General features: G+C 58.1%; 16 protein-coding genes and 1 riboswitch. Of the genes, 8 read left to right on the top strand and 8 right to left on the bottom strand.

Translation table 11 applies throughout. The features are described 5' to 3' along the window. Positions 1-142 precede the first annotated feature (142 nt). Both P0D80_RS07355 and P0D80_RS07360 read left to right on the top strand, forming a co-directional pair. A complete protein-coding gene (locus P0D80_RS07355) occupies positions 143-547 on the top strand; it encodes a GFA family protein (RefSeq protein ID WP_408282465.1) in 405 nt (134 codons plus the stop codon). Positions 548-817: 270 nt separating this feature from the next. After that, the gene (locus P0D80_RS07360; RefSeq protein ID WP_408282503.1) at positions 818-1330 is read left to right on the top strand and encodes a low affinity iron permease family protein; all 513 of its coding nucleotides are present in this window, start codon (positions 818-820) and stop codon (positions 1328-1330) included. A 245-nt stretch (positions 1331-1575) separates the two neighbouring features. Here the strand turns inward: P0D80_RS07360 and P0D80_RS07365 are convergent, their stop codons facing one another. From P0D80_RS07365 to P0D80_RS07380, 4 genes are all read right to left on the bottom strand, one after another. Then, positions 1576-1860 carry a hypothetical protein gene (locus P0D80_RS07365; protein ID WP_408282467.1) on the bottom strand — a complete coding sequence of 95 codons (285 nt, stop codon included), beginning with the start codon at positions 1858-1860 and terminating at the stop codon, positions 1576-1578. A 485-nt stretch (positions 1861-2345) separates the two neighbouring features. Then, a complete protein-coding gene (locus P0D80_RS07370) occupies positions 2346-2579 on the bottom strand; it encodes a hypothetical protein (RefSeq protein ID WP_408176834.1) in 234 nt (77 codons plus the stop codon). A gap of 374 nt (positions 2580-2953) precedes the next feature. Then, positions 2954-3337: a hypothetical protein gene (locus P0D80_RS07375; RefSeq protein ID WP_408282469.1), complete on the bottom strand. Its 384-nt coding sequence runs from the start codon at positions 3335-3337 to the stop codon at positions 2954-2956. A 193-nt stretch (positions 3338-3530) separates the two neighbouring features. Next, positions 3531-4121: a TMEM165/GDT1 family protein gene (locus tag P0D80_RS07380; protein ID WP_132374566.1), complete on the bottom strand. Its 591-nt coding sequence runs from the start codon at positions 4119-4121 to the stop codon at positions 3531-3533. Between the two features lie 9 nt (positions 4122-4130). Next, a riboswitch (yybP-ykoY riboswitch) is annotated at positions 4131-4313 on the bottom strand. A gap of 490 nt (positions 4314-4803) precedes the next feature. Here P0D80_RS07380 and P0D80_RS07385 point away from each other — a divergent pair. Beyond that, the gene (locus P0D80_RS07385) at positions 4804-7035 is read left to right on the top strand and encodes a TonB-dependent receptor (protein ID WP_408282470.1); all 2232 of its coding nucleotides are present in this window, start codon (positions 4804-4806) and stop codon (positions 7033-7035) included. Positions 7036-7273: 238 nt separating this feature from the next. Here P0D80_RS07385 and andR read toward each other — a convergent pair whose 3' ends face one another. Continuing rightward, positions 7274-8233, bottom strand: a complete 960-nt coding sequence (gene andR / locus P0D80_RS07390; protein ID WP_408176838.1) for an anthranilate 1,2-dioxygenase regulatory protein AndR — start codon at positions 8231-8233, stop codon at positions 7274-7276. A gap of 203 nt (positions 8234-8436) precedes the next feature. Between andR and andAc the strand changes: the two genes are divergently transcribed. From andAc to P0D80_RS07410, 4 genes are read left to right on the top strand one after another with little or no spacing between them, the layout of a single operon-like run. Beyond that, positions 8437-9708: an anthranilate 1,2-dioxygenase large subunit AndAc gene (andAc, locus tag P0D80_RS07395; RefSeq protein WP_408282505.1), complete on the top strand. Its 1272-nt coding sequence runs from the start codon at positions 8437-8439 to the stop codon at positions 9706-9708. 18 nt (positions 9709-9726) lie between these two features. Then, the gene (gene andAd / locus P0D80_RS07400; protein WP_408246760.1) at positions 9727-10203 is read left to right on the top strand and encodes an anthranilate 1,2-dioxygenase small subunit AndAd; all 477 of its coding nucleotides are present in this window, start codon (positions 9727-9729) and stop codon (positions 10201-10203) included. A 12-nt stretch (positions 10204-10215) separates the two neighbouring features. Then, positions 10216-10545 (top strand): anthranilate 1,2-dioxygenase ferredoxin subunit AndAb, encoded by a 330-nt coding sequence (gene andAb, locus P0D80_RS07405; protein WP_408282472.1) that lies wholly within the window; start codon positions 10216-10218, stop codon positions 10543-10545. A gap of 27 nt (positions 10546-10572) precedes the next feature. After that, the gene (locus P0D80_RS07410; RefSeq protein WP_408282474.1) at positions 10573-11781 is read left to right on the top strand and encodes an NAD(P)/FAD-dependent oxidoreductase; all 1209 of its coding nucleotides are present in this window, start codon (positions 10573-10575) and stop codon (positions 11779-11781) included. Positions 11782-12049: 268 nt separating this feature from the next. Here P0D80_RS07410 and P0D80_RS07415 read toward each other — a convergent pair whose 3' ends face one another. From P0D80_RS07415 to P0D80_RS07425, 3 genes are read right to left on the bottom strand one after another with little or no spacing between them, the layout of a single operon-like run. Then, positions 12050-12439: a CDGSH iron-sulfur domain-containing protein gene (locus P0D80_RS07415; RefSeq protein WP_408282508.1), complete on the bottom strand. Its 390-nt coding sequence runs from the start codon at positions 12437-12439 to the stop codon at positions 12050-12052. Continuing rightward, on the bottom strand, positions 12339-12587 hold the full coding sequence (locus P0D80_RS07420; RefSeq protein ID WP_408282476.1) for a CDGSH iron-sulfur domain-containing protein: 249 nt from the start codon (positions 12585-12587) through the stop codon (positions 12339-12341). The genes P0D80_RS07415 and P0D80_RS07420 overlap by 101 nt, the downstream gene beginning before the upstream one ends. 45 nt (positions 12588-12632) lie before the next feature. Then, on the bottom strand, positions 12633-13151 hold the full coding sequence (locus tag P0D80_RS07425; protein WP_408176844.1) for a flavin reductase family protein: 519 nt from the start codon (positions 13149-13151) through the stop codon (positions 12633-12635). A 318-nt stretch (positions 13152-13469) separates the two neighbouring features. Here P0D80_RS07425 and P0D80_RS07430 point away from each other — a divergent pair. Then, positions 13470-13983, top strand: a 514-nt coding sequence (locus tag P0D80_RS07430) for a LysR family transcriptional regulator (protein ID WP_408282480.1), incomplete at its 3' end; no start/stop codon positions are given.

The following is a 13983-nucleotide window of genomic DNA, read 5'->3' on the forward strand; positions in this document are numbered from 1 at the left end:
AAAACGAAACAGGGTAAGCCGCACAAACAGGCTGCAGCGATTGCGTCGAGCCGGGGGCGCAAGTCGGCGCGAAGATTTCGAAGAAGAGCGACAAGTAAAGGCTGGTGCGCAGACCTCGGAGTCCGCGAAGGAGGGCGTGGTGATGGCGACGAGTGAATCAGTCGAAGAAACCGGCGGATGTGCGTGCGGCGCGGTGCGATTCCGCGTCAGCGCCCGGCCCCGGCGAGTGTCGATATGTCACTGCATGACGTGTCGGCGAATACATGGCAACGTGTTCGGCGGTTATGCCATGTTCGAGCGTGGCGCTGTGGAATTTTCCGGCGCTACGCAGGCGTGGCAGAGTTCGCCTGAGGCGCGAAGACATTTTTGCCCGAGATGTGGATCGGTCGCGTTCATGGAATACCTCGGCAGCGACGAACTGGATCTCCCGCTGGGAGCCTTCGACCGCGTCGGCCTGTATGAGCCGAGCTACGAGCTTTGGTGCTGCCATAAAGAGCCGTGGCTGCCCGGCGGAGTGCGCGCCGAATATAATGAGAACGGACCATGACGCTTGTTCGATGAAAGCAGGGGAAGTGTGATGGCGTGGATGCTACGGTCGCCTTCCAGTGCCGAACGCGGTTTGCTTGCTGGATCTGGAAGTCGCTCTCACCAGGCAAGAAGTACAAAGCCGGTATCAGTTGCCATAGCGCAATCCACGCGGACGCCGCTGTGAGCGATCAATCGACGTCAGCGGCGGCTCTATCCTTGCAGAACGATTCCAACCGGCCGCGGCATGAAGTTTGCAGAAGAGGAGACGCGCAACCTTCTGGAGCCGGTCATGACCACCCAACCTGTCGCCCCTTCGCCAACTGACGAACTCGACACCGTTCCAGACACATCGAGTCCTGCCTACGCCGGCCGTCACCCGCTAACGCGTCTATTCGACCGGTTTGCAAGCCTCGTCACGCGATGGGCCGGCTCACCCGCTGCGTTCTCTCTCGCGGTGCTGACAGTCGTTGCCTGGGTGGTTACGGGGCCTATCTTTCACTACTCGGACGGATGGCAACTTGTCATCAACACCGGGACCACCATCGTTACGTTTCTGATGGTCTTTCTGATCCAGCAGAGCCAGAACAAAGACAGCGTCGCGTTGCATCTCAAGCTGAATGAACTGCTTTCCTCACATCGAGCCGCAAACAACAATCTGATCGGCATCGAGGACGCGTCTGAGGAAGAACTCCGAAGACTGGCGGCAGCTTACCTACGTTTGTCCACTCAGTGTGATGCTCAAGGTGCGCCCGGAAAGGGCGGCGTGGTCAAGGGACCCGTGGGGCATCCCGTCGAAAGTTGACTTCAGCGCTGGCGAACAAGTGTCGCGCGAAGCGTTGCATCAACGTTTCATGGCCCGCTTTTCTATGAGCGGGCGTTCAGGGTGGAAGACGAGTCGCTCGCCCGGCTTAGGCGATTGCTTGGGGCTGTGCCGGGCTCGCGCGCCGTTCCGCTGGCAGCGTTGACGGGCGTGGCAAGGGCCATTCGATCATGGCGGCGTGAAAGCCGGCCAGTACCTGTTGATCAACAACTGCCTACATCGCTCCTTTACAGGCGGCTAATTCCACTGTCTATCTGGTCAAACATGAATCGCAGGCGAGTCACCCGCCTGGCACTGCCGGGATGCAATGTCTGCGCTGTTTCGAGCGCTGTAATACGCTGACGCCAATAGACAAGTCCAAGAACATTGTTGGTGACGAGTTGCGGGAGTATGTGTTCGAGGTGAGCGAGATCTTTTTCAAGCTGATGATGCGACATATTGATCCTTTTGCCGAGATTGAAGCTCCGGAAACCTGACGCTCCAGTCGATATGGCGGCCAGTCCCTCCACCATTTATCGGCAGAGCCTTGTATACGGTTCACTTGGCTACGCCGACCGACTAGTCCTCGAAGGCAACCAGGAGCCTCGGAAAGGAGGGTGCGGAGATCACCGGCGAAGCGGCCGAAGCGCACAGGCAACGAATTACCGCTTGGTGTTCGAAGATCACTCACCGTTTTCGGCGTTGGCCATTGCCGCGCATAGCCATGCCGAGCGCGTCACGGACTGTGCTCAAGCCTCTATACGCATGCGCTGTCGGCCATCAACATCTGGATGTGGACATGCGACAGCGAAATTTTCGTTTCGCCCATATCGACACTATCCAAATAGAAATCATCACATGGACGCTTTAACGGCCATATGTGCGGTTCGCGGTGCATCACTGCAGCATTGCAATTGTCGTTTCCACTCTATCTGGCATGCGGGAGCATGTCCGTACGGTGCCGTACCGCGAAGGCCTTGTTTCTCGCGTGGGAATGGATAACGACGCTGCGCGGCATTCATACGTGGCGAATCAAGATCGAGTTCCGCCGCAGGCCCGTGAATATCCAGTTCCTACGGGCATTTCCCGTGTGCCTGATCCATCGTTTGGTCGTTACGGATTGAGCCGACTCCGTGTCGCGTTCCTTTTCTTCCACAACCACTGGCATGCCATCATCCGTCGCATTTTCCGCGGCTTCTCTTCGCCTTCTGTTTTCTTCCAATTCCTCTGTATTGACCTGATCATCATTCATGATTCTCTCCTACCAAAAGAAAACGGCTTCACCAACGGGATGTCGGCATCCGTCCCGTAGCGTCGGCGACGGGGCACATTCGTAGTTCGGGGCACGGTCTTCTTTGCGCGTCAGCGCGTACGATCTTTTTCGTACACGAAGTGCCGCCGGCATCGACATCCGGAATAGTTGCGTTGCAGCGACCGCAGCAACGAGTGAAAGCGGCAAGACACGATTCGGACAGGACGATACAGAAACGCGTTCGCTGAGCCAGTGGCAAGTGCCGCCGTTGACTCTTCAGGCCTTGCAGTCAGTGTGCAATCCGGAACGGCCGCGTGCCGCAATGCCAGTAGGCTTGCCGGTCAATCAAGTGGATGTGGTCAGAGACCTCGGCGTCAACGCTCTGCCGACGGCGCTGAATAGCGCCACTTGCTTGCGTTTGAATCGATGCGGGCGTCATTGACGCGTCGTTTTTCCGCCCGTGCACGATCCGCCTGTTCGAGGGAGAGTGCTTGTGCCTGACGCGACAGAGCATATTCGCTCACGTTGCCAGACGTACGTGCTGCAATTTTGATTTGTGATCGCATGATGATTCCAGAACAAGGGACACTAAGTGCGACCCATGTACTGACTGTATACCCATCGCCCGATGCAAGCACGCTTTCCTTTACAAAGGTGAAAACCGGAACGGTAGGGCTGCTTCTTTCTCGAACGCGCAACGGCACGCCGGAAATCTTCGGCAACGCATCCTTTCGCGCGTTTTTGCAAAAGGTGTTCATCAAACAGTGCCCGCGAGGCAGTGCGGGCACTTTGACTCTTTAGCGTTCGTCAGAGCGTGTTTATCACCCGTGCTGAAGTAACAGGCCCAACATCGTAGGCAACAGATGTCGGGGCCGGCTCTGTGATCTTCGAGGGCATCTCAGGCGACCGCGGACGGCACGCGCCTCGATCATACAAAAGCAACCCTTCGACCTAGAACAGCGGGTGCTCGTGCGGATACAGCGCCGTCCTGAGGGCAAAGCCACCGAGGACAACGAAGATGACGGCGGCCAGAATGTGGACCGCCTTGGTTGGCAGACGGTCGGCGAACTTGTGCCCCAGGTAGATGACGGGCACGTTTGCCAGCATCATGCCGAGCGTGGTGCCGGCGACCACCCCGAAGAACTCGTGAAATCGCGCAGCCAGAGCGATCGTTACGATCTGCGTCTTGTCACCCATTTCGGCCAGAAAGAACGTTAGAGCCGTGGTGCCGAACACACCCATCGGATGCCTGGTCGACACCGCCTCGGCACCGTCGAGCTTGTCGGGAATCAGAATCCAGACGGCCATGACGGCAAATGATGCGACGACCGCCCAGTTCAGGATCGTGGGGCTCAGAACGCTCGCAAGCCATGCCCCCAACGCGCCGGACGCCGCATGATTGACGAGCGTTGCGACAAAGACGCCGAGAATAATCGGAATGGGCTTGCGATATCTGGCAGCCAGCACCAAGGACAGCAGTTGGGTCTTGTCGCCGATTTCGGCTAGGCCGACCACGCTGGTCGAAACGAGGAACGATTGCATAGGTTGTGGGCCGGGCCGCGCAATAAGTACGCGATGACGCGCATTCCGGCGACCCGGTCAGGTCGGAATGCGAGTCATCGGTCTTGCCAGGCATAGTGCTGTGCACGCCATGGCGGTCTGTCGACCACCAAGTATGTTGACGGGCACCCTCGAACATTGCGCTCGAGGCGGCTACTCCCCAATGAGAGGGGCGATTCTACAGTGTCCTGGCCCGGTAACGCAAATCGTCAGCTTTCCGAAAGCGGGTGCGTCGAGATGGAACGGCGTGAGGTTACGAATGCGGAATCTGGCAGACGGAGGCAAGGGCGCCAGGTAAGGGCGAGCATCGGGGCCGTTGTAACCGACTGTAATGGCTGGCGCTCGTCCAGCGGGAATAAAAATTCGACCGATACCGTTCACAGGGAGCCGTCATGGTTCCCTTTCGCTTTGTCAGCCAGATGCGGGCAAGAGCGGGCGACGAGTTGCAACGGCACGAAGTGGACTTCCACGGCAGATTCCGACGACGGGGGTCTCAGCCTTGAATAACCGGAAGAAAAATCAGATTTTTTATGAATATAAATCGTAATGATTTGCATTCTGAAGAGGGCTTTCTATGCGGACGCGCTTGCGTTGGCAGCCGGTACGTAGAGGCGCAAGCAGGGTCGCGAACCGGCAACAGACAAATGAGACAGGAGAATGAAACGTGAAGAAAGTGGATGTCCGAAGGTTTGGGAAAAGGGCGAGCGTGGGACTGACCAGTTCACTTATTGCACTGACGCTGGCGCATTCTGCTGCGGCACAGGACTCACTGCCATCGGGCGGCGAACAGGACGGTGTCGCCGACGCGCCGACACTGCCGCCCGTACAGGTTCGCGCGGCAACACCCGGGCAAGTCGTTCAGGACGATAACGTGAACGACCCCGACCAGGTTGCCGCCGTAAGCAAGACAGGAACCGCGCTCAAGGATTTGCCGGCAAGCGTGCAGGTGATCCCGCGCGCGCTGATGACCGAGCAGGGCGCGACGATGCTTCGGCAAGGCGTCAGCAACGCCAGCGGTGTGAATGTCGGTGGTCAGGATACGAAGGGCTATTACGACCATTTTCTGATTCGCGGCCTGAACGCGCAGATCTACAACGACGGATTCTCCGACGGAGACCTTTTGGGCGGCATCTCGCATTCGTTGAACGGCGTCGAGCGCATCGAGATTCTGGAAGGCCCGGGGTCGGCGCTGTTCGGCAGTGGCCCGCCGGGAGGCACGATCAATATCGTCCACTACACGCCATCTTCCGACTTCCACTACGGCGGCAATATACAGTCGGGCTCGTTTGGCACGATCTCCGGTAGCGGCTACGTGACGGGACCAACAGGAATATCTGGGTTGAACTATCGGGTCGATGCAACCGTATCGCGTTCCGATGGATTCCGCGACCTGGCGAGCCGTGACGAGGAAATCAGACCCGCCTTCGAATGGAAGCTCGACAATCACAAGATCAATTTCTCACTCGATGCGCGCGACATTCACGAAACGCCTGACTCGTATGGTCTGATCTATTTTCATGGCTCACCCATCACGAACGTATCAATCGATTCGAAGTATTCGACGCCCTTTGCGTTCGCACGCGGCAACTACGTCCGCCCGACGCTCACCGACGAGTGGAAGGTCAATGACTTTCTGACCATCAATAACCGCTTCTCGTATTTGCACCGAAGCCTCGATGTGCTCGGCAATGGCGATAGCACGAGTACGAAGGTGAGCGGCAGTGAAGTGGTCGGCCGGCAGCTACGGCAGCAGGATGATTCGGATAACAGTTTCGACTATCAGCTGGAGCCGGTGTGGCGGTTTGGGACCGGCAGCGTCAAACACACGCTGCTCACGGGATTCGAATATCAGCATCAGACGATCGATACTGAGCGTACCACGGCGGATCTGCCGAACATACCGAACGCATTCGCTCCTGTGCCACCAGAGACGTCGCTCGCCGGGCTGGCGTTTCTTTGCGACGCGAAGCATTCGTGTGATAACGATCACCTGGTTGCAAATTACTACAGCGTTTATGCAACCGATCAGATCGACGTGACCGACAAGCTGAAAGTTCGCGCGGGCGTGCGCAAGGACTGGTGGGACACGTCGCTCACGCCGAATATCACGGTGCCTGGCCGCTTCGACACAGAAGGGCAGCCGCTGGTTGCCGGGGTGACCGACTCACGCAACGATGCGCCGGTGAGCTGGAACATTGGCGTGCTGTACAAGGCACTGCCGTGGATGTCGCCGTACTTTGGCGTGTCGAAGAGTCATCTCGCCAACTTCAACTCCGAAAACACGCAAAATGGAATCGGCGCTCCGGAATCTGCCTTGCAATACGAGGCGGGCATCAAGTTCTCGTTTCTCGACGACCGGTATGTTCTGAATACGGCGTTGTTCGACGTGGAGCGCGATAACGTGGCTGCGCTGACCACGATCAACAATGTGGAAAGCGTCGTCTTCGACAGTCAGAGGACGAAGGGCGCCGAGGCGTCTCTTGACGCAAGCATTACCTCGCAGTGGCACGTCGTCGCCAATTTCACGGCGCAAGACGCGAAGATCACCGACAATCCGCAAGGGGTGGCGTCGGTGGGCAATCATCCGCAAGGCGCGCCTGCATACATTGCGAACCTCTGGACCACATACGACTTTTCCATCGCGGGCCTGCCGGGGTTTCATGTCGGCGCCGGTGTCAACTATGTCAGCAAGACCTATAGCGACATCACGAACGTCAATTCCATTCCGTCGTATGTGATTGCGAATGCCGCGCTTGGCTATGAAACGCGCCGGTGGGGCGTCGACCTCAACATTCACAATCTCACGGATCGGCGCTACTTCATTGCTGCAAATGCTGCCGGAGCGTATGTCGGCGAATCGTTGAGTGCGTTTGTGAACCTTCACGCCAATTTTTGAGCCTTGTGAGTTGTCGGCCGGTGAAGTCGCGGGCGCTCAACTGGATTCATGAATAGACGTTGAGACAGTGACGCGGTTTGCGTCACCAGTCACGTTCGCGGTCGCGAGCGGTCACCCGGATTAGCTCACGGGTGACCGCCGCAAGGACTGGAGAAAGCCTTCCTCGCGCCGAGTAGTCAGTCGGAACCTGGGGCGGCACTGATCCTTGCGACCGCCACGACCTTTATCATCCCTGGAGTTACATCCGCCGCGCGAGCGTATCGGACGGTGATTCGCCGAATCGTTTCCTGTACTCGATCGAAAATCGCCCTAAGTGCATGAAGCCGCAATCCAGAGCGACGTCTGAGACATAGACGCCGGCTGTCGCTTCACGAAGAATCTTGTGCGCCTTGTCGAGACGTATTTGTCGTAGATACTGCGTGGGACTGATGCCCCGGAACTGTTGGAAGCCATCACGCAGTGTCCGCTCGGCCAACCCTAGCGCCATTGCCATATCCGGCAGTCTCAAGACCTCTCCGCAATGTTCGCGCATGTAATCCTCGGCCCGCTTGACGAAGCCTGGCGACGCCGTCCGACGATTCGGCTCAGGCGCCGCGGTTGTGTGACCTGGCGTCAGCAACTCCAGCAGTAGTCGACCCATTTGCCTGCCAACGCCATCATTTTTTCGAGCCAGATCGAGCAGAGCCGAGGAATTGGCAATCAGATTGAGTTGCTGCATCCAGCCTCCAAGTGCCGGGCTGTCGACGTGAATGTGCGAGCCGAGGCCGAGGCGCGCGGACCACGCTTGAGTGCCTGGCAGATCAGTGTCAATGCGCAGAATGAACTGCTCGCAATCCGGCGAAAGAACGGCGTCGAACGGCTCGCCCGCCGCACATAGCACCGCGTTCGACTGATCCACGCAGACAGTTCGCCCTCTTGTCCGTACTTTCGCCTGACCGGTGACGCAAAACATCAACAGGTGATAGCCGTCAACCGCTTCGACATCAACGCGCATCGCGGTTCCGAACGCAATGGTGCCGATCCCGACGCCGCCGAGCCTAACAAAGTCCATATGCGAGAGGCCAGCCTTTGCGCCAGAGGGCACGAGAAGGTGGGGCTGCATCACACGGGAGATGCGCTCACGCGTTTCATCGAGATCAGCGGATTCGAAGAGTCTGAATTCGCGCAAGGCCGGCGCGCTAAACGGAGACGTGAGCATGACTAACCGATAGGTAAGTGCTGCAATGATTCAACTGTGGAAGTGTGGCTTAAAAATGGCCACGGCGAAACACGATTCACCCTTCCCGACGAAACGTGCCGAAAATGGATAGCGCATCCAGTTCCCACCGGAAACGGATAGCGAATGCTTTTTGGCAGCGTCAGCATACCTCCATGGCGATATTCCAAACATGGAGAAGCATGATGCAAACGACTGAGATACCCCTGCGGCCGGCCGCCGAGCTGGACGATGATTTCGTCAGATTTCCGCACACTGACGGCTCGCGTGTCCCGTACAAGGTGTTCAGCTCTCAAGCGGTATTCGAACGGGAGCAGGCACGGATTTTCCGCGGCCCGACATGGAACTTTGTGGCCCTCGATGCTGAGATTCCGAATATCGGCGACTTCAAGAGCACGTTCGTCGGCGATACGCCGGTTGTCGTTACCCGCATGGAAGACGGCGTGGTTGCTGCGTGGGTCAATCGCTGCGCGCATCGAGGTGCGATGGTTTGCCGAAAGGCGCGCGGCAACGCGACGTCGCACACCTGCGTCTATCACCAGTGGAGTTTCGACAACGGCGGCAATCTGCTCGGCGTTCCATTTCGCCGCGGGCAAAAAGGCATGTCCGGGATGCCCGCGGACTTCGATCCGAAGGCGCACAGTCTGAAGCAACTGCGTGTCGAGACCTATCGCGGCCTCGTATTCGCCACGTTCAGCGACGAAGTGGCTCCGTTGCCGGAATACCTTGGCAATGAAATGCGCCCGTGGATCGACCGCATCTTCCACAAGCCCATCGAATATCTCGGTTGCACGCGCCAGTTCTCCAGATCGAACTGGAAGCTCTACATGGAGAACGTGAAGGATCCGTACCACGCGAGCATGCTGCATCTCTTTCACACCACCTTCAACATCTTCCGCGTGGGCATGAAGGCGCGCTCGATCCCGGATGCGAATCATGGCCTGCACAGCATCATTACGGTGACGAAAACAGAGGACGACACGTCGAGCGCGTACAAGCAGCAAAACATCCGCTCGTTCGACGAGGGCTTCGCGTTGGAAGATGATTCGATTCTTGCGCTCGTTTCCGAATTCGAAGAAGACACAACCAATCACATCCAGCCGATTTTCCCGCAACTGGTGATCCAGCAGATTCATAACACGCTGGTTGCACGTCAATTGCTGGCGAAGGGGCCGGACAGCTTCGAGCTGATTTTCCACTTCTTCGGCTATACGGACGACACCCCGGAAATGCGTGCGCTGCGCATCAAGCAGGCCAACCTCGTCGGACCGGCGGGGTACATCTCGATGGAGGATACGGAGGCCACCGAACTCGTGCAGCAAGGTACGGTGCGCGACGCCGACGCGACCTCGGTCATCGAGATGTCGCGTGGAAATCCCGATCAGCAGGACACGGTCATTACGGAAAGCCTGATCCGCAAATTCTGGGTCGGCTATCAGAAGCTCATGGGTTATTGAATCAAGGGGTGTCGAGAGATGGAACAGGAAACACAACTTTGGATTGACCTCCATATGCTGCAAAGCCGCTACGTCAACGCGCTGGACAATGATCGGCTCGAAGCCTGGCCCGACTTCTTCGTCGAGGACTGCCTGTACGAGATCGTTCCGCGCGAGAATGACGATGCCGGCTTGCCAATCGGCATCATTCACTGCACGAATCAGCGCATGTTGCGCGATCGGGTCGTGTCGCTGCGTAACGCAAACATCTTCGAAGAACACTCCTACCGTCATATGACGTCCGGTTTGACGGTCCTCGAACAATCCGCAGATGAAGTACGCACGGAGAGCAGTTACGTCGTCGTTCAAACGCTGACAAACGGTGAGTCGTTCGTCTACCAGGCGGGTCGTTATCTTGACCGCGTGGTTCGGACGCCCGACGGCTGGCGCTACGCTGAAAAGCGTGTGATCTACGACACGTCGCGGGTACGGACGCTGCTCGCAACGCCGATCTGAATGGGGGTTTGAATGTCGGAAATTATGCAGTGGGTTGACGTGGGCGCGACGAGTGACTTTGCGGAGGACGAGCCGGCTCAGGTTGCCGTCGGCGCCCATCCGGTAGCGGTGTTCCGCGCCGATGGCGAATGGTTTGCCCTGCACGACCTGTGCTCTCATGGTCATGCGCGCCTGTCGGAGGGATTCGTCGAGAACGGCTGCGTCGAATGCCCGCTTCACCAGGGGCTGATTGACCTGCGTACGGGTGCACCGTGCTCTGCTCCGATTACCGAACCGGTTCGCACGTATCCGATTCGGGTGGTCAATGGTCGAGTGGAAATCGGCAGTAGCGGAACAGAGTGACGGTCGGGCAACTGCGGGAGCTGAGCTATGCAAAATCAAAATCTTGTTATTGTCGGTGGCGGTCAAGCCGGCCGCAGGGCGGCGGAAGTGTTGCGCGAGCGCGCGCCCGACGCACGCATCTGCATTATTGGTGATGAAACCCATCTGCCGTATGACCGACCGTCGCTTTCGAAAGATGCGCTGCTCGACGCAGAGCGGGAGCGGCACGCGTTTATTCGAAACGTCGACTACTACCGCAGCCAGCGTATTGAAGTGCGGCTGGGACTGACAGTCACGGCGATCAATCGCGCGGACCGTTTGCTCACCTTGAGCGATGGTTCGGAGATCGCTTACGACCGTCTTCTGCTGGCGACCGGATCGCGTGTCCGCAAATTGCAAGGTGGTCCCGTGCATTACCTGCGCACGCTCGACGACGCCCGGAATCTGAGAATGCGGCTCGCACAAGGGGCGCGAGTCGTGATCGTGGGAGGCGGATTCATTGGACTGGAGGTCGCGGCAACCGCCATCGGCCGAGGATGCGCAGTGACGCTCGTCGAACCGGCTGACCGGTTGCTCAAGCGCTCGATGCCGCCGGAAGTCAGCGAGTTCATGCGACAACTCCACGTTAGTCGCGGCGTGGAATTTCGCCTTGGAGCGCAGGTCACGGATATCCGGCAGGCGCTCGACGGTTCGGTGCGCGTTGCAACCAGCGAAGATGAACTGTTCGCGGACGTAGTCGTGGCCGGCATTGGTGTAGTGCCGAACACGGAGCTGGCTCAGCAGGCCGGACTCGAGGTTAGAGATGGCATCGTGGTCAACGACGAATGCCGCACATCCGACCCGGACATTTTCGCTGCCGGCGAGGTCACGCAGCACTTCGTCACCTCGATCGGACGTCACTTGCGTGTCGAATCCTGGCAGGTTGCGGAGAAGCAGCCGGCAGTGGCGGCCGCCAACATGCTCGGTGCGACCGAGCGCTATGATGAAACGCCGTGGCTTTGGTCGGATCAATACGACTGTAATGTGCAATCGCTTGGCACTTTCGAAGGTGCTCATACGGTGGTCCTGCGCGGTGCGATTTCCGATGGCACTTTCAGCATGATCGGCCTCAATGACGCCGGCAACGTACGGGCCGCGGTAACGGTCAACAATGGCAAGGACATGGCCATATTCGTAAGAATGGTCGCTGGTGGTCCGGTAGACGCGAATCAGTTGGCCGATATGTCCGTCTCGCTTCGCTCGCTGCTCAAGCGATAGCTGCCTGCGGTGTTTCTCGAGAGGCCGATCTTGCGGAATGCAAGGTTGGCCTCTTTTCGCTCTCATTGTCCGCGAACGAAATTATTGTGTGTAGTCTGGGGGAATGCGGATCGTGTGCGGTAGGCGGCCAGTGCTGCGACTGGCTCTCCACTTGATGCAGGCTCGGTCATTTCGAGCGTGGCCGCCGCAGACGGCGATAGCGAGTTCAAAGCTCGAGGCAGAATCTAGTCCACCGGATCGCCGTCAGTAAGTTCGAGAACGCCTAGGTTCAGCCAGGGTTCGATTCACCCACATGCTCGTTCGGAGCAGGCGGACTGGTTTCCATTAGAACAGGTGCGGCGGCCGCGGCGCATCCCGACCACCGTTGCGCCCGATGCGCACCATCGCAATAGGGCTTGCTCTCCGAGTGCCCGCATCGACAGAGACTGAAGATGCCACTGTTTGGAAAGCGATTGCCCAACGCGTCGACGATTTCAAACTCGCCGACCAGATGAAGCGGGCCGGCGTCCATGATTTGACCTTTGACGATAGACATAGCAGTGCCAAGTGGAACCTGATTATTGCGGAGCGACGCTGGTATTCGACGCCGGAGCGGAGCCGGCTTCGTTTTGCGGTGCTCTCGGAGAGCTCGCGAAGCCGGCAGTCTCGTGCGATGCATCACAGAACGGTAGCCGCGTTGACAGGCCGCATCGACACAACGTGTAGACCTTGCGAGCGCGTACGATCTGCCCGTTGTCGTCCACGAGTTCGAAGTCGCCCGTCAGTTGCATGGGACCGTTGTCAACTATTTGTACCCTGTTCGTCATGGAGAATGCCCGCTGTGTCGTAGTAAGTGAAGTCGCTTGCCGCTATCAATCGGATTTACCGACGGCTTGCAGGTCCGGATGGACGGCTTCCACCGGCTGACCCAGCGAATAGAAAGCCCCGCGATTGCAAACTAGCGGTCGATCATCCGTGCGGTGAATCTGCAATGCTTCGCCAACCAGAATGGTGTGGTCACCGCCTTCGTATGCGGCCCAGCGGCGGCATAGAAACCAGCCCATCGTCCCGCTGAGAATAGGCGTGTCCGCGATCCATTCATGCGGAGGATCCCAGCGCTCGGGTATCCGGTTAGCGAAGTAGTGGCCGTGAAAGCCCTGATTTTCAGCCAGAATGTTGATTGCGTAATAGTTGTCGCTCGACAGAAACGCATGCGACTTCGCAGTCTTCGCGATACTGACTGCTACCAGCTGGGGGTCGATTGAAACGGCTGCAAATGAACTCGCGGTCATAGCGTGCATGCCGCCCTGGCCGTCAGGCATGGAAACGACGGTGACGCCCGTCGTAAAGGCTCGGAGTCCTTTGCGGAACTCTTCGGGATCGATCTTCAACACTAGCCTCGTAGGTGGGGTTTGTGGGAACGCGCGCCTGCATACGCTGGTCAAGTCCTATCGTTGCACTCGCCGGTCGCGATATCAAGACGAAGCCGTGAAACGTCACGTTCCATGCGGGGAACAAGGTGGCGAGCGAATGCAGATGCGAACGGTTGAGCAGCGCTCTCAAAGAGTGCTGGAAATCCCGGTTTGACAGATATTTTTGTCACCGCTACAAGTCGATAGGTAAGGAATGAACTGCAGTTTGCCGAGTGGAAAGCATTTTGTTGCAATCGGGAACGGCGTCAGCATCAACGGTTCGGCATCCAGAAACCTATGATTGAACTCATCGACATTCGCGTATTTTCGAAACTCTCCGAGTTGATGAGCTTCAGTGCGGTAGCCCGGGTGCTGGCGATGCCGAAATCTTCAGTCAGCCGGTCTCTGTCGCGGCTTGAGGAGCATCTGGGCGTGGCGCTGATTATCCGGTCCAATCGCAAGGTGGCGTTAACGGATACCGGTCTGCTGTTCGCCGAGTCCGCAAAGAAGATACTAGACGACGTAGAAGAGGCGGAGGAGAAGGTCGGGCAAGTGCGGCTGACCCCACGAGGACTTCTGCGGGTCAGCTCGCCAGTGACGCCCGGGCAATTCATGATCGCGCCGCTGGTCCCAGCCTATCTCGCGGCCTATCCGGATGTCCAGGTGTCCCTGGAGCTCACCAGCAATAAGATGGAGCCGCTAACGGACGAAATGGATGTCGTCATTCGGACCGGCACACTGGAAGACTCCAGACTGATTGCAAGAAGACTGGGGAGTGCCCGGCTGGTCCTGGTTTCAACTCCTGCTTATT

The sequence above is a fragment of the Paraburkholderia sp. RL17-373-BIF-A genome (assembly GCF_046030175.1).
Taxonomy (GTDB): Bacteria; Pseudomonadota; Gammaproteobacteria; order Burkholderiales; family Burkholderiaceae; genus Paraburkholderia.